This is a genomic window from Pseudomonas sp. HLS-6 (assembly GCF_002753995.1).
Classification (GTDB): domain Bacteria; phylum Pseudomonadota; class Gammaproteobacteria; order Pseudomonadales; family Pseudomonadaceae; genus Aquipseudomonas; species Aquipseudomonas defluvii.
In genome coordinates this window covers 1,773,312-1,797,841 of the sequence record NZ_CP024478.1, presented here as the reverse complement: position 1 = coordinate 1,797,841, position 24,530 = coordinate 1,773,312, and the positions used below count along the sequence as shown (strand labels likewise).

22 protein-coding genes are annotated in these 24,530 nt (G+C 59.9%); 2 read left to right on the top strand and 20 right to left on the bottom strand.

From position 1 onward, the window contains the following. Together sdhD and sdhC are read right to left on the bottom strand one after the other, a co-directional pair. Complete coding sequence (gene sdhD, locus CS390_RS08275) at window positions 1-369, bottom strand: succinate dehydrogenase, hydrophobic membrane anchor protein (protein ID WP_065759454.1); 369 nt, start codon at window positions 367-369, stop codon at window positions 1-3. Beyond that, a complete protein-coding gene (sdhC, locus tag CS390_RS08270) occupies window positions 363-749 on the bottom strand; it encodes a succinate dehydrogenase, cytochrome b556 subunit (protein WP_176717419.1) in 387 nt (128 codons plus the stop codon). The genes sdhD and sdhC overlap by 7 nt, the downstream gene beginning before the upstream one ends. A 350-nt stretch (window positions 750-1,099) precedes the next feature. Here sdhC and gltA point away from each other — a divergent pair, with 350 nt between their 5' ends. Beyond that, a complete protein-coding gene (gene gltA, locus CS390_RS08265) occupies window positions 1,100-2,389 on the top strand; it encodes a citrate synthase (protein WP_065759455.1) in 1,290 nt (429 codons plus the stop codon). 66 nt (window positions 2,390-2,455) lie between these two features. Here the strand turns inward: gltA and CS390_RS08260 are convergent, their stop codons facing one another. From CS390_RS08260 to CS390_RS08220, 9 genes are all read right to left on the bottom strand, one after another. Continuing rightward, window positions 2,456-3,061, bottom strand: coding sequence for an START domain-containing protein (locus CS390_RS08260; RefSeq protein ID WP_099774010.1), 606 nt, complete (start codon window positions 3,059-3,061; stop codon window positions 2,456-2,458). 33 nt (window positions 3,062-3,094) lie between these two features. Then, a complete protein-coding gene (locus CS390_RS08255) occupies window positions 3,095-3,349 on the bottom strand; it encodes a YkgJ family cysteine cluster protein (protein ID WP_065761907.1) in 255 nt (84 codons plus the stop codon). A 127-nt stretch (window positions 3,350-3,476) separates the two neighbouring features. Then, on the bottom strand, window positions 3,477-3,965 hold the full coding sequence (locus tag CS390_RS08250) for a hypothetical protein (RefSeq protein WP_065761906.1): 489 nt from the start codon (window positions 3,963-3,965) through the stop codon (window positions 3,477-3,479). Window positions 3,966-4,031: 66 nt separating this feature from the next. Beyond that, entirely contained in the window at window positions 4,032-5,477 is a 1,446-nt protein-coding gene (locus CS390_RS08245) for a PLP-dependent aminotransferase family protein (protein WP_065761905.1), read from the bottom strand. 218 nt (window positions 5,478-5,695) lie between these two features. Further along, window positions 5,696-6,505: an OmpA family protein gene (locus CS390_RS08240; protein WP_065761904.1), complete on the bottom strand. Its 810-nt coding sequence runs from the start codon at window positions 6,503-6,505 to the stop codon at window positions 5,696-5,698. After that, complete coding sequence (locus CS390_RS08235) at window positions 6,502-6,855, bottom strand: DUF4398 domain-containing protein (RefSeq protein ID WP_099774009.1); 354 nt, start codon at window positions 6,853-6,855, stop codon at window positions 6,502-6,504. The genes CS390_RS08240 and CS390_RS08235 overlap by 4 nt, the downstream gene beginning before the upstream one ends. A 9-nt stretch (window positions 6,856-6,864) precedes the next feature. Then, window positions 6,865-7,671: an ABC transporter substrate-binding protein gene (locus tag CS390_RS08230; RefSeq protein WP_099776587.1), complete on the bottom strand. Its 807-nt coding sequence runs from the start codon at window positions 7,669-7,671 to the stop codon at window positions 6,865-6,867. A 134-nt stretch (window positions 7,672-7,805) separates the two neighbouring features. Further along, window positions 7,806-8,735 (bottom strand): electron transfer flavoprotein subunit alpha/FixB family protein, encoded by a 930-nt coding sequence (locus tag CS390_RS08225; RefSeq protein ID WP_099774008.1) that lies wholly within the window; start codon window positions 8,733-8,735, stop codon window positions 7,806-7,808. Then, window positions 8,736-9,485: an electron transfer flavoprotein subunit beta/FixA family protein gene (locus tag CS390_RS08220; protein WP_099774007.1), complete on the bottom strand. Its 750-nt coding sequence runs from the start codon at window positions 9,483-9,485 to the stop codon at window positions 8,736-8,738. Between the two features lie 554 nt (window positions 9,486-10,039). Here CS390_RS08220 and CS390_RS08215 point away from each other — a divergent pair. Further along, on the top strand, window positions 10,040-11,704 hold the full coding sequence (locus CS390_RS08215; RefSeq protein ID WP_065761841.1) for an electron transfer flavoprotein-ubiquinone oxidoreductase: 1,665 nt from the start codon (window positions 10,040-10,042) through the stop codon (window positions 11,702-11,704). 65 nt (window positions 11,705-11,769) lie between these two features. Here CS390_RS08215 and CS390_RS08210 read toward each other — a convergent pair whose 3' ends face one another. The 9 genes from CS390_RS08210 to CS390_RS08170 all read right to left on the bottom strand — a co-directional run bounded on the left by CS390_RS08210 (window position 11,770) and on the right by CS390_RS08170 (window position 24,336). Next, window positions 11,770-13,080, bottom strand: a complete 1,311-nt coding sequence (locus tag CS390_RS08210) for an MFS transporter (protein WP_099774006.1) — start codon at window positions 13,078-13,080, stop codon at window positions 11,770-11,772. A gap of 77 nt (window positions 13,081-13,157) precedes the next feature. Further along, window positions 13,158-13,643 carry a histidine kinase gene (locus CS390_RS08205; RefSeq protein WP_099776585.1) on the bottom strand — a complete coding sequence of 162 codons (486 nt, stop codon included), beginning with the start codon at window positions 13,641-13,643 and terminating at the stop codon, window positions 13,158-13,160. Between the two features lie 260 nt (window positions 13,644-13,903). Beyond that, window positions 13,904-14,770 carry a hypothetical protein gene (locus CS390_RS08200; RefSeq protein ID WP_145991816.1) on the bottom strand — a complete coding sequence of 289 codons (867 nt, stop codon included), beginning with the start codon at window positions 14,768-14,770 and terminating at the stop codon, window positions 13,904-13,906. A 519-nt stretch (window positions 14,771-15,289) separates the two neighbouring features. Next, window positions 15,290-16,219 (bottom strand): hypothetical protein, encoded by a 930-nt coding sequence (locus CS390_RS08195; RefSeq protein ID WP_099774004.1) that lies wholly within the window; start codon window positions 16,217-16,219, stop codon window positions 15,290-15,292. After that, the gene (locus CS390_RS08190; protein WP_099774003.1) at window positions 16,212-17,195 is read right to left on the bottom strand and encodes a DUF6708 domain-containing protein; all 984 of its coding nucleotides are present in this window, start codon (window positions 17,193-17,195) and stop codon (window positions 16,212-16,214) included. The genes CS390_RS08195 and CS390_RS08190 overlap by 8 nt, the downstream gene beginning before the upstream one ends. Next, on the bottom strand, window positions 17,188-18,129 hold the full coding sequence (locus CS390_RS08185) for a DUF6708 domain-containing protein (protein WP_099776583.1): 942 nt from the start codon (window positions 18,127-18,129) through the stop codon (window positions 17,188-17,190). Before CS390_RS08185 ends, CS390_RS08190 begins: the two co-directional genes overlap by 8 nt. Next, complete coding sequence (locus tag CS390_RS08180; protein WP_099774002.1) at window positions 18,126-21,455, bottom strand: toxin VasX; 3,330 nt, start codon at window positions 21,453-21,455, stop codon at window positions 18,126-18,128. Before CS390_RS08180 ends, CS390_RS08185 begins: the two co-directional genes overlap by 4 nt. Further along, window positions 21,452-22,303 carry a DUF4123 domain-containing protein gene (locus CS390_RS08175; protein WP_157767124.1) on the bottom strand — a complete coding sequence of 284 codons (852 nt, stop codon included), beginning with the start codon at window positions 22,301-22,303 and terminating at the stop codon, window positions 21,452-21,454. The genes CS390_RS08180 and CS390_RS08175 overlap by 4 nt, the downstream gene beginning before the upstream one ends. Next, a complete protein-coding gene (locus CS390_RS08170; protein WP_099774000.1) occupies window positions 22,300-24,336 on the bottom strand; it encodes a type VI secretion system tip protein VgrG in 2,037 nt (678 codons plus the stop codon). Before CS390_RS08170 ends, CS390_RS08175 begins: the two co-directional genes overlap by 4 nt. Window positions 24,337-24,530: the final 194 nt, after the last annotated feature.

Sequence of the window (24,530 nt, the reverse complement as noted above, 5' to 3'; positions counted from 1 at the left end):
TCAGATACCCCAGAGAATCTGCACACCCCAGACGAAGTACGCGAACATCGCAACACCGCATACAGCCTGGAACAGGAAACGTATTGCAGTCGCCGACTTGCCGAACGCCATTGGCGTCAGGTAGTCCGTCGCGATGGTCCACATGCCGACCCAGGCGTGAGCGCCCAGAGCCACCAGTGCCAGCAGACTGAAAATACGCATCGCATTGTTGGAGAACAGACCGTGCCACTGGGCGTAGTCCATTCCCGGGTGCGCGACCAGGTAGCCAATCAGAAAAATGAAGTAAGCCGCGAGAACGACCGCAGAAACGCGCTGCGCCATCCAGTCATAGAGGCCCGAACGCGAGAGGTTCGTGACGTTGGTTACCATATCCACACTCCTGCCAGAACAATCACCACCACGGAGACGGCGATGACAATTTTCGAGCCCAGTTTGCCGCCTTCCAGCGTTTCACCGATGCCCATATCCATGATCAAGTGGCGCACACCGGCAACCAAGTGATACAGCAAGGCGGACAGAAGACCCCAAATCACAAGCTTGGCCAGCGGGCTGGTCAAACACGCTTTCACCTCACCGAAGCCTTCCTCGGAACCCAGGGATTTGCCCAATGCATAAAGCATGATGGCCAGGCCCAGGAAAAGGATGACACCGGAGATGCGGTGAAGAATGGACGTGTAAGCAGTGACAGGGAGTTTGATGGTCCTTAGGTCGAGGTTTACAGGTCGTTGGCTTTTCACGGCTTTTTTCACACTGAAGAGCCCCTAGCAAGCAGGGCAAAGTTGTTGGTAAGTGTACTGGTCAGGTACCCACCACCCAGGGAGTGACGACCCCAGCAACACAGGCTTCAAAGCCCCTGGCGGTCGGGTGCCGAGTATAGACAGTTAGGCTACTAATGACAACGAAAAGGCCTAGCCCAAATAGCTCATTGCCTTTACCCGACAAAAGGCGTAAACGGGCAGCAATTTCGAGGAAAAACAGCGCCCAGAGCCCTTTACAACCGTGCTTTAGGCAAATTGACATTCGAATTTATCTCACTATAGTGGTGCGGGCCCTGCGTGGGGGGTCTGTCTGATGATTTCAAGCATTAATAGGAGGCCACATGGCTGACAAAAAAGCGCAGTTGGTCATCGAGGGCGCAGCCCCCGTCGAGCTGCCCATTTTAACCGGCACCGTTGGTCCCGATGTTATCGACGTTAGAGGGTTGGGGGCCACGGGTCACTTCACTTTCGACCCCGGTTTCATGGCGACCGCATCCTGCGAGTCGAAGATCACCTATATTGATGGCGACAAGGGCATCCTGCTGCATCGCGGCTACCCTATCGAACAGCTCGCCGAGCAATCCGACTACCTGGAAACCTGCTACCTGCTGCTGAACGGCGAACTGCCGAACGCCGAGCAGAAGGCTCAGTTTGTCAGCACCGTGAAAAACCACACCATGGTTCACGAGCAACTGAAGTCGTTCTTCAACGGCTTCCGTCGCGACGCGCACCCTATGGCGGTCATGTGCGGCGTGGTTGGCGCCCTGTCGGCGTTCTATCATGACTCGCTGGACATCAATAACCCGCAGCACCGCGAAATCTCCGCGGTACGCCTGGTCGCGAAAATGCCGACCCTGGCGGCGATGGTTTACAAGTACTCCATGGGTCAACCCATGATGTACCCCCGCAACGACCTGTCGTATGCGGAAAACTTCCTGCACATGATGTTCAACACCCCGTGCGAGATCAAACCGATCAGCCCGGTACTGGCCAAGGCAATGGACCGGATCTTCATCCTCCATGCCGACCACGAGCAGAACGCTTCGACCTCCACCGTGCGCCTGGCAGGCTCCTCGGGTGCCAACCCGTTCGCCTGTATTGCCGCCGGTATCGCTGCACTGTGGGGCCCTGCCCACGGCGGCGCCAACGAGGCCGTACTGACCATGCTCGATGAAATTGGCGATGTCTCGAACATCGACAAGTTCATCGCCAAGGCCAAGGACAAGAACGATCCGTTCAAACTGATGGGCTTCGGTCACCGCGTTTACAAAAACCGCGACCCGCGCGCCACCGTGATGAAAAAGACCTGCGATGAAGTCCTGCGCGAGCTGGGCATCACCAACGATCCGCAGCTGGAACTGGCCATGCGCCTGGAAGAGATCGCCCTGACCGATCCTTACTTCATCGAGCGCTCGCTGTACCCGAACGTCGACTTCTACTCGGGGATCATCCTCAAGGCGATCGGCATTCCAACCAGCATGTTCACCGTGATCTTCGCCCTGGCACGTACCGTCGGCTGGATCTCGCACTGGAAAGAAATGCTCTCCAGCCCGTACAAGATTGGCCGTCCGCGCCAGCTGTACACCGGCTACGAAGCACGCGACATCGTCAAGCTGTCCGACCGCAAGTAAGCCCTGCCCTGCAGCGCTGAACACAAAAAGGCTGCCCTCGGGCAGCCTTTTTTGTTCGCCGTGAAGTCAGGGCTTCTCGGCCTTCTCTTTCAATGCCTTCAGCGTGTTGAACGGCGCCTCTACGACAAAACTGTTCGCCAACCAGGACGGCACGCTACCACCCGGCTCGGTGTGCACCTGATAGGTGACTTCGGTGCCGTCACCCTTAGGCTCGAACTTCCAGAAGCCCTCGACCTGAGCCACCCGCACAAAACCTTTTTCTTCAGGCAAATAGCTGGGCAACCCTTCCAGCTTGCGCACAACACTGCCATCCACCGCATCTTCGGTGGTTACCTTGAGAATTGAATCACGCGGCGTCACCGGCCAAGGCGTATTGAACTGGGTGTAGGTCCAGGTCTGGTTACCCTCACGCTTGAGCAACTTCTGCACCTTGCATTCATGTATCCAGGCGCAGGCCCCGACCACATCTTCGTGCAACGCACGCAGCTTGGCGACATTGGCCTTGATCAAGGTCACCCCACGGTAAGCCTTGTATTTGGACCCCTCCACCTCACTCAGGGACACCTTGATGCCCTGCTCATCCTTTGCCACCTGCCAACTTTCCGCTTGCGCCAGAGGCGCCAGCAACGCACCTACAGCACACACCAACGCCATCCGCTTAAACGATCCCATGCTCTTGTTCCTTATTGTCGAAGATCTACGTATTCAAGCTGCTGTCATCTGCTCCAGCCACCCCAGGATCCTGATCGCCTCATCGCGATCACCGCCACACACCTCCACATCCGCCATGAACGCCGAGCACACAGCTGGGCGCTCGGGCTTACCGAACAATCCGCACAGGTTGACGACAGACAAATGGATACAGCGTTCGCCAGCAGGCTTGCCATTGGGCATTCCTGGTATCGGCGAACTGATGGACGGAGCAATGCAGCAGGCGCCACAGCCTTCACGACACTTCATGACGGCAGTACCTCGGAATCAAAATGGATGAACACGTCGGGATAGTAACCGCTAAAACGGTCGTTTGAAATTACCGGCGGGATGAAATATCACAGGACGAAAACAGACCAATCAGTCAGGCCCGAGCTTACTGTTTGAACTCGAATTCGATGGCCGCACCTTCGACATCCTGACGGCTGTCGTTGCGCAGTTGCAGCTGCATTTCGTTGCTGAGCAGACGACCATTGAGCTGAAACGGGCTTTCTTCCTTGGGTTTCTCACCAAACATGGCCGGCAAGAGCGGGCGATGCAACTGAGCTTCGCTTGCGCTGCCCGGTTGCAGCCCGCCAACCATACTCAAAGGCAGGCTAAGGTCCAATCGAGGCGTGGGCAATGGCGCCGCAATGGCATCCGCATGCTTGCGCCTGGTGGTCTTGCCCGAAGATTTCTGAGTGGACGCAGAGCCCGCCTTGGCATGCGGCACAGCCTCTTTTGCGACAGGTTTGCTCGCCACCTTGGCGGTGCCCGTCGGATGCGACGATTCCGCGACAGCGTCCGCCCTCGCCCAGGCATGCATCGGAACCAGAGAACCGGCCATCGACATCAACAACAAACCGGCACAACACAAGGCTTTCATAGGCAACAACGGACACTCGTAAAAAGGATAATGCTCTGCGTTCCCTGAAAACTGACAAACCCATCCCTAGAAGAAACTACTGCTACCCGACTCCTGGCAAAGCTGAGTGGCCAGCATCCCCAGGGTCATCAGCGCCCGCTCCGACTCACGATTCCAGGGAATCCCGCAGTTCAAACGAATGCAATGGTTGAACTGCTCGGTATTACTGAAAATCAGCCCTGGCGCAATACTGATGCCCTGCTGAAGCGCCCGCACATGCAGCTCCTGGGTATTGACCCGCCCCGGCAGGCTGACCCAGAGGATGAAGCCACCGGTAGGCCGCGTCATCTGGGTACCTTCGGGAAAGTACTGCTGCACGGCCAACTGATAGGCACTGAGGTTCTTGCGATACTCATGACGGATAAAACGCAAGTGCCGATCATACCCGCCATTTTCCAGATACGCAGCAACACCCATCTGCGTCACGCTGCAAGCTGAATGGGTAGTGAAGGTTTGCAGGCGCTGGATCTCGTCCTGGTACTTGCCGGCAATCATCCAGCCAATCCGCACACCGGGCGACAGCGTCTTGGAAAAGCTCGAACAGTAGATAACCCGCCCCAGTCGATCAAACGCCTTGAGTGCCTTGGTACGCCCCTGCTCGAACATCAGTTCGCCATAAATGTCATCTTCGATGATCTGTATATCGAAGTCCGAGGATAGCCGCAGCAATTGTTTCTGACGGTCCTCAGGAATGGTCCCACCCAATGGATTGCTCAAACGCGCAGTCAGCACCAGCGCCTTGATCGACCACTGGTTGGCGGCCAACTGCAGCGCCTCCAGACTGATACCGGTAGATGGGTCACTGGGAATCTCGATGACCTTCAGCCCCAACAGATCAGCCAACTGCAGCAACCCATAGTAAGTAGGCGACTCGGCAGCGATCAGATCACCAGGACGGGTCAACACCCGCAGACTCATCTGCAAGGCATCGACACAGCCATGCGTGACAACGACTTCGGAGGGGTCGACCACCACACCCGCATCGCGCATGCGAATGGCGATCTGCCTGCGCAGTGGCTCAAACCCCGGGCTGAACATGTAGCTAAAGGCCCGCGGGCTATGGAAGCGGGTAACCTTGGCCAACTGCTGGTGCAATGCCCTCACCGGCAGGTAGTCGACATGGGGCACTGCCGCACCAAGCGGAAATACACCATCACGGCGCGCCTCTACCAGAACCTGCTGAATAATGCTGCTACGGGTAACCAAACCCGGCCGCTCGACCCTGGCGATATCCGGTGTCGGCGCCGTCAGCGCCGGCGTCTGGTGAACGTAATAACCTGACTGCGGACGCGCCCGGATCAAACCCTGGTCTTCAAGATTGGCATACGCCTGAAGCACCGTCGCATGACTGACATTGAGCTGCGCGCTCATCTTGCGCACCGACGGCACCCGCTCACCCGGCTGATAGACACCCCGACGGATATCCTCCGCCAGTTGCTGGGCAATACGCTGGTAGAGCAACAGGTTGGTCATGGTGAACTCTCGGCACGCGGACGATCTCGTTATTTTTAGGCGAACTCTCCGGTAATAGAATACCGTAACAGTTGCGAAGTGTACTGGCACAGATTACAGAATAGTCAACAATACAGTTGCGTGACAGCACCCGTAACGTGCGCCCTAACCCATCAACCGCGGCCGAAAAAAAACCCGATGACTTAATCGCCACCGGGCTTTGTGCATAGCGCTCAGCTTCAGCGCTCAGCGCCGAGACGCCCCTGCTCATCGGAAAACACGATCTCGACCCGTCGATTCTGCGCCCTGCCGCGCTCCGAGGCGTTAGCCTCAACCGGGTACTGGTCGCCATAACCCTCGACCTGAATGCGCTTTTCGTCCACACCCAAATCAATCAGCATGTCGGCAACCGACTGAGCGCGATCTCGCGACAGCTTCAGGTTGTCCTCAGGGGTGCCCGTGCTGTCGGTATAACCCTCGATACGTACCGTACGCTTGGGGTTGAGCTGAAGGAACTGCACCAGTTTGAGCACCGTACGATTGGCGGAGTTCTTCAGGTCGGCGCGCCCGGTATCGAACAGCACATCCCCCAGCGTCATTACCAAGCCACGATCGCTCTGCATGGTCGCCAGGCTGACAATCTGCGCCTCCAGCCATTTACCTTGCTGCTGAACACTGGCCAATTTGGCCTCGCGCAAGGCCAGTTGCAAACGCTGGCGCTCCAGTTCCAGCTTGGCCTGACGCTCCTGATTGAGCACCAGGTTCGTGTGCTCACGCGCGATTTCACTGTAACGCTGGCTCAGGTAAGCGTAATGGCGCACGTCCGCGCCGCTCCCCCAATAACTCGACAGACGCTCTGCGCGCCCCAGCGACTCACCGGCACGAATCACATCACGCGGCGCACTGCGCAGCACGCTGGAGTCATTCTTGACCTGTTGAAAGCTGGCTGCAGCCTGCTCAAGCGACGCTTCACTGCGCTGACTGGCGCACCCCTGCAGGCCAACGGCTCCCAACACCAGCAGCGCCACCAAAGGCTTGATCGAACTCACTGCTGCTCCCCCAACTGTTTACGTAGACGATCAACACGCGACTGCAGCACCTTGAGCTGTTCTTCACTCTTGGCAGTCAACACGCGTGCTTCAGCCAAACGCGCATCAAGCTCGGCCTGCTCTGCACGAACACGAGCGTCACGAAAGGACTCGTTGGACATATTGACCCGCGCCCGTGCCAGCTTGGCTTCGGCAAGCTTGAGTTCTGCCACCTCGTCAGTGGCGCCAATGGCCTTGGCCTGCTCCAGCGCCTGCTCGGACAAACGAAGTTGCTCATGGGGTGCCGGGTCGGCGGCGCAACCGGCCAGGGCCATGATGGCCAAGGCCGCGAATAGCGGTCGAGTTCTCACACAATTTTCCTACGGTTTGGGGGCATCGAGCGGTTGCTGCAATTGCGCTTTCCAGCGCTCGACATTGCGTTGCAGTACAGCCTGGGTTACACCAGAAACCGGCAATTCTGTCAGTTTTTTTGCCAGCTGTCCGCGCAACCAGGCATCGTTACACGCTGAGTTATGCGATACAGCCAAATAGAGCCCGGGGCGGTCGACCGGCACATCACGCGCCGTCAGGTCCTTGCCCATGCCCAATGTCTGCGCCATGGCCATGCCGGCATAACGCCCTGCAAGCACGTAGTCCACCTGACCCAGCAAGAGTTTTTGAAACGCATGCGTCAGATTTTCCACAACCTCCAGCTTCAAGTGTGTCTTGGTAAACGCCTCAAAGGTTGGGGTCAGGCGCGCCTTCTGCGAAATCGCTCCAGGGTGCAGCGCCAAATCTGCCAGGCTTTCATAAGCCAACGACGCATCATGGCGCGTCCAGACCAGGTATTCGTTTTGCAGCAACGGAGGATGGATAAAGTCCATCGAGGTGAGCTCGGCGACCGTCAGCGGCGCATCCACGAGGATATCCATCCGGCCGCTACGCACTTCCTCAAGCGCCTGACTGCGCTTGCCGGCACTCAAAATCTCGATCTTCAGGCCCAGCTCATCCGCCACCTGCTTGAGCAGATCGGCACTGGCACCGATCAGGTGCCGTGGGTCTTGTGGGTCTTGCCACAGGTACGGAGGTGCATCCGGGCTACCGGTGGCAACCAGGCGTTCACACTTGCCGACTGCGAGCGCCCATGTCGGCATCAACGCAACACTCAACGCAGTGACTGCACTCATCCGGCCAAACCACCCCATGCCACCCTCTCCTTGACTGCACCCGCCGAAAAATGAAAAGCCCGGTTATCGCGGGCTGGGCAGGATAACCTGTCCAGCCCGCAACAACCGGGCTCTTTATAAGTGAAGCCGCTGGATTAAACCAGCTTCTCCAGCTCTGGGATGGCTTCGAACAAATCCGCCACCAGGCCATAGTCGGCCACTTGGAAGATCGGCGCTTCCTCATCCTTGTTGATCGCAACGATCACCTTGGAATCTTTCATACCCGCCAGGTGCTGGATGGCACCGGAGATACCAACAGCGATATACAGCTGCGGCGCAACGATCTTGCCGGTCTGGCCGACCTGCATGTCGTTGGGTACGAAACCGGCGTCGACGGCGGCACGGGAAGCACCGACCGCAGCGCCCAGCTTGTCGGCCAGCGCATACAGGTGCTTGAAGTTGTCGCCGTTCTGCATGCCACGGCCGCCGGAAACGACGATCTTGGCAGCGGTCAGCTCAGGACGATCGGACTTGGCCAGCTCTTCACCGACAAACGCCGACTTGCCGGCGTCGTGGGCAGCGGCAACCGCTTCCACAGCCGCCGAACCGCCTTCTGCAGCAACGGCGTCAAAGCCGGTAGCACGCACGGTGATGACCTTGACCGCAGCGCTCGATTGCACGGTGGCAATGGCGTTGCCCGCGTAGATCGGACGCTTGAAGGTGTCGGCCGACTCAACCGAGATGATCTCGGAGATCTGGTCAACGTCCAGCAGTGCGGCAACCCGCGGCAGGATGTTCTTGCCGTTGGAGGTCGCAGGTGCCAGCACGTGGCTGTAGGCCTTGCCGATCTCGGCAACCAGCGGCGCAACGTTTTCTGGCAACTGGTGCGCGTAGGCAGCGTTGTCGGCGACCAGCACCTTGCTGACGCCAGCGATGTTCGCAGCGGCCTGCGCTACGGCGCCAACGCCCTGGCCAGCAACCAGTACGTGAATATCACCACCGATTTTCGCAGCAGCGGCAACAGTGTTCAGGGTAGCCGGGGCAACGGCACCGTTTTCGTGTTCAGCGATAACCAGGATAGTCATTTAGATTACCTTCGCCTCGTTCTTCAGTTTCTCGACCAGTTCAGCAACCGACTTGACCTTGATACCCGCGCTGCGTGCAGCAGGCGCTTCGACTTTCAGGGTCTTGGTGGTGGAAGCGGTGGAAACGCCCAGGGCGTCCGGGGTAACGGTTTCCAGCGGCTTCTTCTTGGCCTTCATGATATTGGGCAAGGAAGCGTAGCGTGGCTCGTTCAGGCGCAGGTCGGTGGTAACGATGGCTGGCAGGTTCAGCGCAACGGTCTGCAGGCCGCCGTCGACTTCACGGGTGACGTTGACCTTGTCACCGGCAACTTCAACCTTGGAAGCGAAGGTGCCCTGAGCGAAACCGCTCAACGCTGCCAGCATCTGGCCGGTCTGGTTGTTGTCACTGTCGATGGCCTGTTTGCCAAGGATCACCAGCTGTGGCTGCTCCTTGTCGACAACCGCCTTGAGCAGTTTGGCCACGGCCAGGGAATTGAGCTCTTCAGCGGACTCGACCAGGATGGCACGGTCGGCGCCCAGCGCCAGCGCCGTACGCAGTTGTTCCTGAGCAGTGCTCGGACCGATGGTAACGACGACGATCTCGGTCGCCACGCCTTTTTCCTTCAGGCGTACGGCCTCTTCCACAGCGATCTCGCAGAAGGGGTTCATGGACATCTTGACGTTAGCAAGGTCGACGCCGGAGTTGTCCGCCTTGACGCGAACCTTGACGTTATAGTCGACCACTCGTTTGACAGCTACAAGAACCTTCATGGATTCCTCGTTACTCTCCGGTGAAAAGAATGTCGCCTGGGGCGGGCCCGGCGATTGCGCGTGGGTACAAGGGCACCTCTAAAAACAATTTCGGGCAGGCCAAGCGGAACTGACTGATCAGTCCTTTTTTGACCTTTTATTAGCAAAACCCGTGGGTCATTCTGTGTCGTGGCGTGTAAACTCCACTACAAAGCAGGTTTTGGCTTAACTGCCCTGCTTTTTGCCAGGTTTTAGGGGTGCTCCTGCATCCTACGATCAGCCTACGGCGAGCGTAAAACCGCTCGTATCTTGACCGTAACACCCAATCCGGTCAATACGGCAAACCGGCCAGCTTCAAGCCGCGCCTCTTTGATTTTACTGGCCTGCGGCAAATTCAAACAAACGTTTGTATTGGACCACGCAAGTGGTGTAGATATAATGCGCGGCCAAGAGAAAGCGGTGTAGTCCGTCATCGCCCGAGCTACAGCGAAGGCATCGCCCCTTACGCCTGATCGGTGACCGCCTGGCACCCGCCAATAAAGAAAAAACGATGAGCCTTGAGTAGGAGAGAACCTGTGGAACGCGAATACATGGAATTCGACGTGGTCATCGTCGGCGCTGGCCCGGCAGGCCTGTCCGCCGCCTGCCGACTGAAGCAGAAGGCCGCCGAAGCCGGTAGCGAAATCAGCGTCTGCGTGGTCGAGAAAGGCTCCGAGGTCGGCGCACACATCCTCTCCGGCGCCGTATTCGAACCGCGCGCACTGAACGAGCTGTTCCCAGACTGGAAAGAACTGGGCGCCCCACTGAATACGCCGGTCAAGCGCGACGACATCTACGTGCTGAAGAACGCCGACAGCGCGGTCAAGGTACCTGACCTGTTTGTGCCGAAAACCATGCACAACGAAGGCAACTACATTATCTCGCTGGGCAACCTGTGCCGCTGGCTGGCGCAGCAGGCCGAGAACCTGGGCGTGGAAATCTACCCGGGCTTTGCCGCCCAGGAAGCGCTATTCGACGAAAATGGCGTGGTTCGCGGCATCATCACCGGCGACCTGGGCGTCGACCGCGAAGGCAACCCGAAAGAAGGCCTGTACACCCCAGGCATGGAGCTGCGCGGCAAATACACCCTGTTCGCCGAAGGCTGCCGTGGCCATATCGGCAAACAACTGATCAAGCGTTTCAACCTGGACAGCGAAGCCGACGTGCAGCACTACGGCATCGGCCTGAAGGAAATCTGGGAAATCGACCCGGCCAAGCACCAACAAGGCCTGGTGGTTCACACCGCTGGCTGGCCGCTGGACATCATGGCGACCGAAAACACCGGCGGCTCCTTCCTCTATCACCTGGAAAACAATCAGGTGGTGGTCGGTCTGATCGTCGACCTGTCCTATGGCAACGCCTACCTGTCGCCGTTCGACGAGTTCCAGCGCCTGAAACATCACCCGGTACTCAAGCAGTACCTTGAAGGCGGCAAGCGCATCAGCTACGGCGCCCGCGCCCTGGCCAAGGGCGGCTTGAACTCGCTGCCGAAAATGGTTTTCAAGGGTGGCGCACTGATCGGCTGCGACCTGGGCACCATGAACGTTGCCAAGATCAAGGGCAGCCACACCGCGATGAAGTCCGGCATGCTCGCCGCCGACGCCGTGGCCGAAGCACTGCTGGCTGGCAAGGAAGGCGGCGATGAGCTGACCTCCTACGTCGATGCGTTCAAGGCCAGCTGGCTCTATGAAGAACTGTTCGCCAGCCGCAACTTCGGCCCGGCCATGCACAAGTTCGGCCCGCTGCTGGGCGCCGCCTTCAACTATGTCGACCAGAACTGGTTCGGCGGCAAGCTGCCGTTCACCCTGCACGACACCAAGCCGGACTACGCCTGCCTCAAGCTGGCCGCCGACTCGACCAGGATCGACTACCCGAAACCAGACGGCAAACTCAGCTTCGACAAACTGAGTTCGGTGTTCCTCTCCAGCACCAACCATGAAGAAGAGCAACCGTGCCACCTGAAACTGGCGGACGCGAACATCCCGATCAAGACCAACCTGCCGCTGTACGATGAGCCCGCTCAACGCTACTGCCCTGCCGGCGTTTACGAGGTGGTCACCCAGGAAGACGGCAACAAGCGCTTCCAGATCAACGCCCAGAACTGCGTACACTGCAAGACCTGTGACATCAAGGACCCTTCGCAGAACATTACCTGGGTCGCACCGGAAGGTGCTGGCGGGCCGACTTACCCGAACATGTAAGCCGCGCGCCTAAAAAGCCCGCTCACCGTTCAGGTCGAGGGGGCTTTTTGTTGCTCATTGCCCGCTTAACACTGCAACGCCTCGTCGGCAAACACCCCATCGTTTCTGGCGCCAAAATACACCGCCGCGGCGGCACCGACCGTTCCCATGACCAAAGCAAAACCGACACAGACCCAAGGGCTCCAAGGCATCAAGGCGATCAACATCAGCGGCGTGACACTGGCCCACAGGGCATAGGCGATGTTGTAGGTGAAGGAAATGCCCGACACACGAATCTGAGCCGGGAACAAGCTGACCATCACCGAAGGCACGACGCCGACCACGCCACAGCTCAAGCCCGCCAAGGCGTAGGCTAACCCAGGCCAGCCCCAGCCACCGATCAGGCTGGCATACAAGCTGGCGATACCTAGCGGCAGTAACAGGCTGTAGATCGTCAAGGCGCGCCAGGCACCGATCCGATCAACCAAAAGGCCAGCCAGTACACAGCCAATATTCAGAAAGACAATCCCGATGCTGCTCAGGGCAAACGTATGGCCGGCCGTCATGCCAAACCGTTGCTGCATCACCGTTGGGGTGATGACCACCAGCACCACCACCGCCGAGGTCAGCACGCAGGTGAGCAGCACCGCCGGAACCAGCGCCTGGCGATGCTCACGCAATACCGTACGCAAGGGGAACGCCACTGGCTGTTCACGGCGCTCGCGCAGGGCCAGGAACACCGGCGTTTCACTCAGCCAACGACGCAGCCAAACGCCAATCACCCCAAACACACCACCAAGCAGGAACGGCAGTCGCCAGGCGTAATCGAGTATCTCCTGAGGGCTGAACAGCTGCGCCAGCGCCGTTGCGGTCAGAGCGCCCAGCAGGTAGCCAAAGGTCAACCCCGCCTGCAAAAAGCCGAGGGCATAGCCACGACGCCCAGGGGGCGCATGCTCAGCGACGAACACCCAGGCACTGGGCACCTCACCGCCGACCGCAGCCCCCTGGAAAATGCGCAAGGCCAACAGTAGCAGGGGCGCGAAGTAGCCAATCTCGGCATAGGTAGGCATCACACCGATGAGCAGGCAGGGCAGCGCCATCATCAAGATGCTCAGGCTGAACACCTTCTTGCGCCCCAGGTGGTCGGCAAAGTGCGCCATCAGAATGCCGCCCAATGGACGAGCCAGATAACCAGTGACAAAGATGCCGAAACTTTGCAGCAGGCGTAGCCACTCTGGCATCTGCGGCGGGAAAAACAGCTGGCTCAGGGTCAGGGTGAAGAACACGAAAATGATGAAATCGTAGATCTCCAGCGCGCCGCCAAGGGCGGCCAGGCTGAGGGTCTTGTGGTCGCTACGCGACAGCCGCAGCGGGCTCACAGGGTGGGAGGCAGTCATGGCAGGTCCGTGGTCGAGAAACAGTCGACGCGCATCCTGGCGCGCGGGGCAGGCGCAAGAGGATAGCAAAAACAGTTTCAGGATTGCCGGGAAAAGACCGTCGGTCCCAGGCTGGAGCCGCGCCCGGTATGCTTGGGCACGCTGGCACTGCCTCCAGGGCCCGGCAGACGTGCGATCACCATCGGGGCGTCGATGATCGCCATGAACGCCTCCAGCGACTCGTTGTCTGGCACCCTCGGCAGCCTCACGCTCACCGCCTGGCGCTTCCCGGCGGGCACAGCGGGAATTTTCAAATGCTGCGATTCATAGAGCAAGGCGTGCTGGATCTGCGCATGAACACGGCAAAAGCGCTCCAGATCGACCCCCGCATGGCTGGCCAGGTCTATATTGCCGATCAACAGATTGAAGGGCTGCAACGCATTCTGCACCAGGTGCTGCAACTCTTCGAAGGTGCGCACTGGCGCGATCCGGTAATAGCCCATGCCATTGAGCATCTTCTCCAATTGCAGAAGTTGCGTGGGGTGTTCATCGGCAATCAGGATTCGCAGTGCTTTGTTTGGCATCATCAACGACCAAGGTTGAGGACTGAGTGACAACTCCTTGACCATTACAGCGCCGGTATTCAATGGCTGGCTATGGCGAGCACATCGCCAAATGATGGGTCTGTATTGATAGAAGTCGGGAAACCCGAGGAAATCAAGTCGACACCGCCCGATACCCAGTCGAGGCATCCTCCACCCCGTTGGACAAGCGACAACCGATACTGCGTTAGACGATTACGGCCTGAAGACTGCCTGGACATGAAAGCAGCGAAGATCGGGCGCTACTCCTGAGACGCGGCAAATAGCCACTCATCGGCAACGGACGCCGACGCCTCGACATAGCGTGATCGAGCCTTGGATTTGCGACTGCTGATCCTCGACATGCATGCACACTCCGGGCACCAGTGCCTGGCCCTGATGGTTGCCAGCGGGGCATGCCAGCTATGCCCGCGATCACACAGCCAATGAAGCTTGGTACTGTTGTTGACGTACGTCGTGGACAAGCATTGCCCGCCACGCGCCTGCGCCTCCCGCTGAGCATCACGAATGCTCAAGCGCTTGGCATCATGGACGCACACAGTGCACCAGGTTCCGCGAAGAAGCCGCTTACCCGTCGCACGCCACTCGTGCCCCTTTGCGCAACGCATGAGGTAGCGGGCAGCGGACCCCTCGTAGCGATCGGCCAGGCAAACGCCGCCCCGCTCTGCCGCCTTGCGCTGCAACCGCGCCAGGCCATCCCGTAGACGATACTCGACCACCTTGCGCAGCCGGGCACATTCCGGACACCAGGTGCGCCTCAACACTTCATTACCCACCGACGCCCACACATGCCCCTGGGCGCAGCGGAACGCGTAGGCCTGATGCCCACCCGCGTAGACCTCGGCCAGGCAGACTCCACCGTGCGAAGCAGCTACCTGCTGCAACCTGAGCAGACCATCCTTGCGGCGCATGCGCTGGCTGTGTTTCTCGTGCCCGCAGGTCGGGCAATTGGCACTGCGCAGCACGTGAGATCCCTTGCGGCGCCATTCATGCCCCTGCGGGCAACGAAAGCGGTGCATTGCATCAATGCCCAGCCACGCCGACTCCAGGCAGGTCACACCCGCGCATTCGGCCCGGGCAAACAAGCGCCGATCACGATCCTGTGCCACACACACCCGACACCCTCCTGACCGCGGGCTCGAAATGACCAGAAGCGCCCTGCTGAACACGTGGTTGCGACTGCACCGGAACCGATACGCGGCCTCCTGGCCTCGCCACTCGCGATCAAGACACACAAGCCCCAACCGCACCATCGCCGCACGAAGGCGTGGCAAGCGCTGAAGCAATGGGTTGTCATCCCACTCGGCTGCGCTGTGCTTGACCCCATCATCCAAAGCAATCCCTCCGGCAAAAAACACTTGATCCCTCACCTGGCTTTTCTGGCCGTGCTTCACTCACGCCCGTATTTTTTGCACCCCGACTGTCGCTAAAGGTCAACACCTGAGAGCCGTGCCCAGGCGACTGAAGGCCTGACCGCATCGCACGTGATGGGTGGTTGCAAACAGTCCCTGTCCTTTTTGCAGTAGCAGTAAACGGCATGCTCGCGCCTGCCGTAGCGCCTCGAATACGAAGGGTTCGAACGCTAGCAGATGGCCTTCTGGAGGGATGTAGGACGCTTCCGAAAGTTGTTACAAGGCCGCTGCCGCCAGCTCCGCTTCACGCTCAGCGATAGCCGCTTCCAGCTCAGGCGAGCGCTTGGCCCACTGTTCGGGTGGCAGGGGTTTTGACCATTCGCTGATCTCGGGGTACGGCAGGTCCGGTGGGGGTGAGAGCTTCCAGCGTTCCAACACATCAATCAGCAGTGTGTTGAAAATAAACAGGCCGAAAAAACCTTCCCACAGCAGCGTCAAAAACCAGCCCTTACGCTTTGCGGCCTCAAAACAGTCGTCGATATATGTTGCCAGGATGCCCTTGGGGCGATGAAACCGAGCGGTACGGTCAACAACTGCATGTGGCCCGACTTCCATATAACTGCGCATGCACTCCCACAAGGCCATCGCCGTGGTACCGCCGCCACAGTTGAAACCCAAGCTGAAATGCTGGTTACCTTCCTGTGCATCGGGATCGGGGCTATCAAAGCCGATGAATAACAGCCCCATTTCCATTCGCCCCCCTTGGCTGACAGTCGAGTGCTGGACGGCCGCTGCGGTCACCGATTCCCACGGCACAATCCAGTACTCACCGTCTTCGCGAGGGACGCAGACTTCGCGACGCTGGCGATTGAAACGCAATGGCAAGGGGACTGGGCGGAATAGGCTTTGGATCAAAATAAATGATGGAACACCAACGATGAGTCCTGCTCCGATAGCGAAGATGTACCAGAGGTCATCATCCCAAGAGTAATACCCCATAATCAGAAACATCATCGCAAGGGGCCATATGACCATCACCCCTGATCCAATGCTGTAGCTCCCAATATCCAGAAAAACCTCATTCTTGCGCCAGATAGTGTTGAGTACATCCGCCGGCGGTTCACCGGTCGGGATAGGCAGGGGTGCCAGGTAGTCACGTTGTGAGAACAGGCGCTTTTTGGTCGTACCGGCTGCGGATCTACTCATGCCGTTCCCGGCTCGACGCAGATGCCAACTTCGCCACCAGCTCCGCCTCACGCTCAGCAATGGCTGCTTCGAGTTCAGGTGAGCGCTTGGCCCACTGTTCGGGTGGCAAGGGTTTTGACCATTCGCTGATTTCGGGGTACGGCAGGTCCGGTGGGGGTGAGAGCTTCCAGGTTTGCAGCATGAAGGCCAACGGCGCGCCGAACACGAACAGGGCAAACACCAGCCATAGTGCCTTGTGCATGCGCCCAGTGACGGCATACTCGCGAATGCCATCCATGTAATTGCAACATTCGCCCCAGAAGACGTTTCGCCCTTTAAGCCTTGCGCGGGCACCTGCAAAGTCGTTGGCTTCAGGTAGCGCCTGCGGCCCAACCTCCATGTAACTGCGCATGCACTCCCACAAGGCCATCGCCGTGGTACCGCCGCCACAGTTGAAACCCAGGCTGAAATGCTGGTTGCCTTCCTGTGCATCGGGATCGGGGTTGTCGAAGCCGATGAATAACAGCCCCATTTCCATTCGGCCCCCTTGGCTGACGGTCGAATGCTGCACGGCTGCTGCGGTCACCGATTCCCACGGCACAATCCAGTACTCACCGTCTTCGCGAGGGACGCAGACCTCGCGACGCTGGCGATTGAAACGCAATGGCAGGGGAACTGGACGGAACAGGCCGTGGATCATGATCAGTGCGGGGATACCCGTAATAATGCCTCCACCAATCAACATGATTAAACTGAAGTCTGGCGCAATATTTCTAAACCCAAGCGTCAAGCCTAGATACAGCATTATCATGGGCCACAAAACCATCACCCCCGCCCCTATGCTGTAGCTCCCAATATCGAGAAACACCTCATTCTTGCGCCAGATGGTGTTGAGCACATCCGCCGGCTGTTCACAGGTCGGGATCGGCAGGGGGGCCAGGTAGTCACGTTGTGAGAACAGGCGCTTTTTGGTCGTACCGGCTGCGGGTCTACTCATCATTTTCCCGGTACGAGGCAGGCACCAACTTTGCCGCCAGCTCCGCCTCACGCTCAGCAATGGCCGCTTCCAGTTCAGGTGAGCGCTTGGCCCACTGTTCGGGTGGCAAGGGTTTTGACCATTCGCTGATTTCGGGGTACGGCAGGTCCGGTGGTGCAGACAATTTCAGGTTCTGTGCTTTTTCTGCCAACCAGGTTCCAAAGACGGTGATGAAAAATATCCCGTGCAACACATCAAACACATCACCTTTACGCAAGCTGGTGACGATTGAGCCTATTTGCGTCTTTTCATAAGGTATTTCCCCAACCCGACTATCAGGAACTGCCTGCGGCCCGACTTCCATGTAACTGCGCATGCACTCCCACAAGGCCATCGCCGTAGTACCGCCGCCACAGTTGAAACCCAGACTGAAATGCTGGTTGCCTTCCTGTGCATTTGGATCGGGGTTGTCAAAGCCGATGAATAACAGCCCCATTTCCATTCGGCCCCCTTGGCTGACGGTCGAATGCTGGACGGCTGCTGCGGTCACCGATTCCCACGGCACAATCCAGTATTCGCCGTCTTCGCGGGGAACGCAGACCTCGCGGCGTTGGCGATTGAAGCGCAACGGCAAGGGGACAGGACGGAACAGGCTTTGGATCAAAATAAATGATGGAACACCAACGATGAGTCCTGCTCCGATAGCGAAGATGTACCAGAGGTCATCATCCCAAGAGTAATACCCCATAATCAGAAACATCATCGCAAGGGGCCATATGACCATCACCCCTGATCCAATGCTGTAGCTCCCAATATCGAGAAACACCTCATTCTTGCGCCAGATGGTGTTGAGTACATCCGCCGGCGGTTCACCGGTCGGGATCGGCAGGGGTGCCAGGTAATCACGTTGTGAGAACAAGCGTTTTTGGGTTGTACCGGCTGCCGGTCTACTCATTTTCGCCACGTCGGCTGCAGGTAGCGCGAGCATTGCTGCTGGTCACTCAACAGGTAATGCCGGGCACTGTCCAAACCGGGAGTAGGATCGTCACGCAGGGCGACGACGCCATCTTGATGGGTGATGGTAAAGGCCACGCCCCGTTCGCCGCCGACAAAGGCGCCCTCGCCGAGCAGCGAGATCAGTGGTGTCCGGTAGTACACGCGCAGCGAAACACTGGCGGGGTTTGAACTGAGGTTGTTCGACAGGCGAAACTCACCGTGCAAACGCAGGCCATGCCCCTCTTGGTGGGGTATCCAACTGCAGCGGCTTTCCGCCAGCCAGTACTTACCGACATCGCACCATAAGCGCGGCGGTGCCACGGTGCTGAGTGGGTTCATCTCCAGTTGCATATCCCAGGTATCACGATCGATCGGGTCACCGATCATGGCCAGCGCCAGGTAGGTGCTGTGGGGCTCCGCACCCGGCAGGTCAAGAGTCAGGCTGCTGATGACCGAGAGGCTGCGTTTAATGTAGGGATGGGCTGAATAGGTCAGCGTGTTGAGCACCTCAACACTGACCTTCGGCGCATACAGGAGGCAGTACAGCTGGGCGAACTCCTGCTGCTGCGCTTCGGGCGAAACGGGCCCCAGGTCGCGCGCCCGCCGTTTGGACCAGCAGCAGTTGGCGAGAAAGGCCTGCAAGGGCTTTTGCTGGAAAAACCAGGCGATCAGGTACAGCACACCCAGCCCGGCGATCAGGATCGTGACAGGTCCCATCCAGAGTGAAAAACCCGCAATTGCGGCATCGACGGTCATGACACCGGCGATAGCCCTGGCGGTATAGGCTACACCGAGTAATGCTTGGGTGCCGAAAACCGCCACTTGAGCGCCAACGACGGAGTGGCGCATGTCCAGCCACGGATCTATAGAGTTGTGGGAGTTTTCCAGTTGCGTTTGTAGTGAGCTGAATTCTTTAAATGCTGCATAAAATGACAACCCACCAATAACACCACCAAACAGCGTTAGGACTGGAGCCATCGATCTCCCCCTACCAAACTCCTTAACCCCCAACCCCTTCCGAATCTGCATATCCACCACCGCCGTCAACGCCGCCCCGGCATACAGCGTCGCGGAAATCGTGTCGTTGATCCGCTGCTTGTCCATCCCCTCCAGCGCACTGGCCTGGCTCAGGTAGCTATTGGCATTCCAGCTGTTGAGCAGGAGCACCATCAGGGCGATCAAGCCGCCGCTGTTTTGCACCACCTTGCTGTTGAAGATGCCCGCCGGTTGCCCCAGGCCAATGGCCCGCCCGGTCGACTGGGCCCAGCGCCACAGTTCCTCGGCCGAGTCACCAAACAGGCGCAGTACCGGTTTGCCAGCTTCCATGCCCCAGCGCGCCCCGGCCCCCGTGCCCAGCTTGATCGCCACCAGCAGGCTGTTCCAGGTCGGGCTCAGGGCCATGGCTTCCTTGCCCCTGAGCCGCAGCAAGGCCGCGCCGAGGCGTTTGACCAGGGTGTTCCACTCGCCATGGGGGTTACTGGCCCGCGCGCCGATATCGTCCAGGACCGCCCGGCTCAGCGGCGCCAGGGCCTTGGCCAGCGCTTCATAGGCGTTGCTGCGGTTTTCCTGGGCCAGGGCGCCGAGGATCTCGCTGTGGCGCGTGGCGCTGTTCAGCGCCGCTTCCAGGGTTGGGCTCCAGGCGAAGAACAACTGGCGCAGCACGCCGGGGTCGGGGCTGCGGACATAGTCGGCGTATTGTTCGGCGCCTTTGTCGTGCAGGCACTGGGCGCTGAGGCAGGCGGTGGCCAGGCGGTCGAGCCAGGCACGGGTGCCGCTGTCGTCATAATCGACCCACCAGGTCGCACGGTGGTGACGCTTTAAATACAGGTCGCGGTCGGCATACAGCAGCGTATGGCGCTCGTTGATCTGCGCGTAGTGGGCCGGTGCGGTGTGGTCGAGCCAGGTGTTCAGGGCCGGCAGGTCGATGTATTCCTCGACCCGGGCGCCCGCCCGCTCCGTGAGGTGGGTGACTTTTTCAGCGCGGTACTGGCTAACCAGGGTTTCGACTTCGTTGTACAGGTCAATCGGAATGAAAGCACGAACCGGGGCGGTGGCCTCGGCGATTTGCTCGCGCAGCGCCCAGAGTTTTTCATCCGCCTGCCGGGAGCTGTAGGTGTGCCCGCGTTGTTGTTCGATCAGTTGTTCTTCCTTGAGCAACTCGTCGAGGCGCCGGTGAGCCTTGAGCAGAATGTCGCCCTGCTCGGTGCTGAACTCGATTTCCCGGCCCGGGCCGCTGTCGTTGCTCTTGTGGTAAACGTAACGCAGCCGGCCCGCCACTTCCGCGGCATCCTCGGTGATCAGGCTGCGAACAAAGCCCCCCACACTCAGGCGCAGGGTGTTGTCCTGGGTCCACTGCTCATGGCGGGTTTGCACCTGCTCCTGCTCATGGTTGATGTCGCGCAGCACGCCCAGCTCATCGTCCAGGCAGGCGAACACGCGGTACAGGGCCTTGGCCTGGGCGTGGATGGTCGCCAGCCAGTCCTTGACCTGCAGGGCGTCCCAGCGCTCGGCGCTCCATTCACCGGTGGGCGGGGTGTCGGCGCTCACTTCGGCGTACTGCTCCGCCGCCTTGGCCCGCTCCTGGTTGTGGTACATGGCATCGGTGTAGGCCTTGATGCTGGCTGGTGTGGGTGCCGCGATCATCTGATCGCCGAGGATTTCGGCGTGCTGCGCGTACTCCGTGCGCTGATATTCAATGGCCAGTGCCCGCAGATAACTCTCGGGCAGTAGCTCGGCGAGCACCTGGTCGGCGTGTTCCCAGGGCGGGCAATGCGGCGCCTGCAGGGTGTCGGCCACTTGCCGCAGATCCAGGTGGCGCATGTGCCGGTCGCGCACTTTGCGTTCACTCAGCCGGGCACACTGTTCAGGCCCGATGGGGTGTTCGGTAAAGCTCATCCAGGCGTCGTGGTGTTTATCCAGCGCCAGGCCGACAAGGGTGCCGCTGGACACACGGCCAGGCGCGTCGTGGAGCGACTGCTCCAGCAACAGGCCGTTGTCGGCCACCGCATAGCGCTTGAGCGGGCCTTCTTGGTGCCACAGGTAGAGGTAACCGCAACGCAGGCGGCGCGCCGCCATGGCATGGCTTTGCGGCACAACCCCAGGGTCGCAGCATGGGTGGCTGGCCCACTCCTCGGCCAGGGCGTAGCGCACCGGAACGACAAAGATCTCGGGCTGCGAGGCTTGGCAAAGCTCGACCGGGCTGTTGATGTCGACATGGGGATGAGCCCTGGCGTCCCGCTCAGCATTGGCCAGCTGGCAGACATAGGCTTTCTTTTCGGCGCTCATTCCATGCGCTCCTTATGGTGGAGGGGGTGTTGGGACAATTCAGTCAGCAGGTTGCTCAAGCGCTGTTCAGGCAGCAGGCCTGGCTCCTTCAGGCGCTTTCGGTACACACCGTGCTCCGGGCCATCGGGAAATGCCTCGCCAAACCGGGCGTAAAGCGCGACCCAGCACATCACCTCGTCTTCCGCGCTGAACCCCTGGCGCTCGGCACTGCGGCGGCAGGCCATTGCCCACTGACGCCGAGCTGGCTCATCCAGGCCCTCGAAGCAGTCGGGGAAATGGCGCAGGCCGTGCTCGACAAGCCGATGATCGAAGCCCTCCCGCTGGGCTTGAACGATATGTGCCAGTTGCTCGCTGCTCAGGTGAAGCCAGGGTGTGCTGGCGTAACGGGCACTGGGTTGTTCGGGGTTGTGCTGGGTAATCCGTAATTCGCTGCCATCGGCCTCAGGCAGTTGAACACAGCGGATCGGCCCCATTACCCGATCACGGGCGGCAGGCGTCAGGCCCGTTAGCCACAAGCGAGCGATACGCGGGTCGACGTAACGGAAGAACGCGCTGCACCCGCCATCGAGCCGCACGTGTACCAGGCTGCGCAGGTGTTCGAGCAGTTCATACTCATCCACGTCGGTTTCCAGCCAGAGGCCGGCACTGGCTCGCCAGGTCATGGCAAAGGTGCGCGCCAGGTCGCTGTCCGGCACAACCGGGATCAGTATCGGGCTGCAGTCGATCAGGTCGGCATACGCCGTGTTCAGGTACAACAGGTGCATCGGGGCATCAGGTGCCAGCTGTGCGAGGCGTGTAGGCAGGTGCTGAATCTGCAGGCTGTCGAGCAACAGGTAAGCGCCGCTCATGCTTTGAGCGCCGCCAGCTTCTGGCATATGGCACAGACACCCGCCGTTTTTTGCGCCGCTCGCTGCAGCGCCTGCTGCTGTGAATCCAGTGCCATGGCCACCAATGCCTCTACCTGCTCTGCCTGTGCCGAGGCCACTGCCGTGCCCGTTACTGGCGCGCCGCCCACTTGAATCTCGCTGCTGCTGAAGATGCCGCCCGCGCCAATCACGATGTGCTGGCCACCGGCTTTCAGCGTGAGGCTTACCCCTGCGTCGAGGACCATCCTCGCGCCCGCCTTGAGGTGCACCTCCTGCCCTGCCTCTGTCGCCAGCGTCTGCCCAACCCGAGTGTGGCTGCTGGCCTCCACCTCCAGGTACTCATTGGCCTTGAGCTGCACCTTGCGATCCGCCTTGACCGTGTGGTGCTCCTCCGCCTCCAGTACCGTGATGCTGTTGCCCGCGACCCGGGCCGCGTACTCACCGCCCACCTCCAGCCGGCTGTCACGCTCGACCTTCTGTTCCAGATCTCGCTGGGCGCGCAGGTAGATCAGTTCGTGGCCTTTGCGGTCCTCCACATGCAGTTCGTTGTAGCCACCACCACCCGGTGTGCTGCGGCTGCGAAACACGCTGCGGGTCTTGTTCGCCGGCAAGGCATGGGGCACCGGGTTGAGGCTATTGGGTAGGCAACCGCTGACCAGCGGACGGTCCGGGTCGCCCTCCAGAAAGACCACCAATACCTCCATGCCCACCCGCGGAATGCTGACGCTGCCATGGCCATTGCCGGCCCAGCCCGAGGCGACCCGCAGCCAGCAACTGCTCTGGTCGTTGTGCTGGCCCTCACGGTCCCAGTGGAACTGCACCTTGACCCGGCCATAGGCGTCGCAATAGACCTCTTCGCCTTTCGGGCCGGTGACCCGGGCCGTCTGGCTGCCCAGTACACGGGGCTTGTGGTACGCCTGCTGCGGACGGTAGAACACGTCCCAGGGGGTGGCGCTAAAGTGGTTGCGATAGCCCTGCGAGAAGCCGTCATCCGCCGCCGCGCAGTCGGCAGTCATGCTCTCCTCCAGCACTTGCGGTTGCTTGCCTTCATGCTGAATTTCAGTCAGCAGCCACAGGTCGTTCCAGGCCTGGCACGGGTGGCCGGACAGCTCCAGCAGATGGCCCGTCACCAGGCTCGGCTGGTCGCTTCGGCCCTCGGCGACCCGGTGCTCGGCCCGGTGGCGTTCCAGGGCGCGCTGGCTGAGTCGCTTGCCCTCCTCGCCCTGCAGAAAACCACCGGGGTAGGTGTAATCCTCCGGGTTCGGCTCTGGGTAGGTCGTATCAGCCTGACGCTCGGCCTCGAGCACGAAGCTGGATTTCTCGAAGTCGTAGTCGCGCCAGAACGTGCGCCGGGTGCGCGCTTCCACGCGCAGGTTGAAACGGCTGATTACCGGCTCGTCGGCCACCAGGCCACTGTCCTGTTGGTAGGGGGTGGGCTGGCCGAGTTTGGGGAAAAAGGTCTGGTGGTCACTGAACACCACCGTGTGCCCGGCGCGGCTGTGCCGGAAGGTATAGCTCACGCCCTCCTCGAAGCACAGACGCTGCAGAAAGTGCAGGTCGGACTCGCCGTACTGCACGCAGTACTCCCGTGGGGTACTGGTCTTTTCCAGGTGCAGTTGGTAGGCATCGCTGAGGATGCCGTGTTCCTCAAGCACCTGGGCGATGATCTGCGCCAGCGTGCGCTGCTGGAAAATCCGGTGGTTGCGGCGCAGCCCGAGGTAGGCCAGTTGCGGCACCAGCCTCAGGCTGTAGCGGGTCAGGCGCTTGCCCGCATCGCCCTGCGACACGCGATAAACCTGCCCGTGAATGCCAGCGCCCTGCGCGTTGAACGCCAGGAAAGCCTGCTTGTGCAGCAAGGTTTCAAGCTCAAGGTCTGCGCGCTCGCTGACCAAGGCCACGTCAAAGGCATAGGGTGTGCTGATGGCTTCCGTGCCGGTGAATGACAGCACCTGAAGGTCGTGCTGAAGGTCATCGATCGTCAGGCTGAAGTGCGCGTGATTGGCGGCTGAGAACATCCCTGGTCCCCCGGTGGCTGCTGCGAGGCACGGACGCTAACAAATCAAGCCACGGGATGGATGTAGGACGCTTCCGAAATTGATCGAAAGGGCCGTAAAAAGCACTCGAGGATTTTGTGAGAAGCAGGCTCGCCTGCGATGCGGGCGCCGCGGACTCACTGGCACCGTGTTGATGCCATCGCGGGCAAGCCCGC

Excerpts from the sequence above, each read along its gene's own strand:
- CS390_RS08175 (WP_157767124.1), bottom strand. The coding sequence starts at position 22,303 with ATGAGCGGCGCTTACCTGTTGCTCGACAGCCTGCAGATTCAGCACCTG.
- CS390_RS08185 (WP_099776583.1), bottom strand. The coding sequence starts at position 18,129 with ATGAGTAGACCGGCAGCCGGTACAACCCAAAAACGCTTGTTCTCACAA.
- CS390_RS08245 (WP_065761905.1), bottom strand. The coding sequence starts at position 5,477 with ATGACCAACCTGTTGCTCTACCAGCGTATTGCCCAGCAACTGGCGGAG.
- CS390_RS08255 (WP_065761907.1), bottom strand. The coding sequence starts at position 3,349 with ATGAAGTGTCGTGAAGGCTGTGGCGCCTGCTGCATTGCTCCGTCCATC.
- CS390_RS08170 (WP_099774000.1), bottom strand. The coding sequence starts at position 24,336 with ATGTTCTCAGCCGCCAATCACGCGCACTTCAGCCTGACGATCGATGAC.
- CS390_RS08210 (WP_099774006.1), bottom strand. The coding sequence starts at position 13,080 with ATGACTGCCTCCCACCCTGTGAGCCCGCTGCGGCTGTCGCGTAGCGAC.
- CS390_RS08190 (WP_099774003.1), bottom strand. The coding sequence starts at position 17,195 with ATGAGTAGACCCGCAGCCGGTACGACCAAAAAGCGCCTGTTCTCACAA.
- CS390_RS08260 (WP_099774010.1), bottom strand. The coding sequence starts at position 3,061 with ATGGGATCGTTTAAGCGGATGGCGTTGGTGTGTGCTGTAGGTGCGTTG.
- CS390_RS08205 (WP_099776585.1), bottom strand. The coding sequence starts at position 13,643 with ATGCCAAACAAAGCACTGCGAATCCTGATTGCCGATGAACACCCCACG.
- CS390_RS08220 (WP_099774007.1), bottom strand. The coding sequence starts at position 9,485 with ATGAAGGTTCTTGTAGCTGTCAAACGAGTGGTCGACTATAACGTCAAG.
- sdhD (WP_065759454.1), bottom strand. The coding sequence starts at position 369 with ATGGTAACCAACGTCACGAACCTCTCGCGTTCGGGCCTCTATGACTGG.
- CS390_RS08195 (WP_099774004.1), bottom strand. The coding sequence starts at position 16,219 with ATGAGTAGATCCGCAGCCGGTACGACCAAAAAGCGCCTGTTCTCACAA.
- CS390_RS08180 (WP_099774002.1), bottom strand. The coding sequence starts at position 21,455 with ATGAGCGCCGAAAAGAAAGCCTATGTCTGCCAGCTGGCCAATGCTGAG.
- CS390_RS08225 (WP_099774008.1), bottom strand. The coding sequence starts at position 8,735 with ATGACTATCCTGGTTATCGCTGAACACGAAAACGGTGCCGTTGCCCCG.
- gltA (WP_065759455.1), top strand. The coding sequence starts at position 1,100 with ATGGCTGACAAAAAAGCGCAGTTGGTCATCGAGGGCGCAGCCCCCGTC.
- CS390_RS08230 (WP_099776587.1), bottom strand. The coding sequence starts at position 7,671 with ATGAGTGCAGTCACTGCGTTGAGTGTTGCGTTGATGCCGACATGGGCG.
- CS390_RS08250 (WP_065761906.1), bottom strand. The coding sequence starts at position 3,965 with ATGAAAGCCTTGTGTTGTGCCGGTTTGTTGTTGATGTCGATGGCCGGT.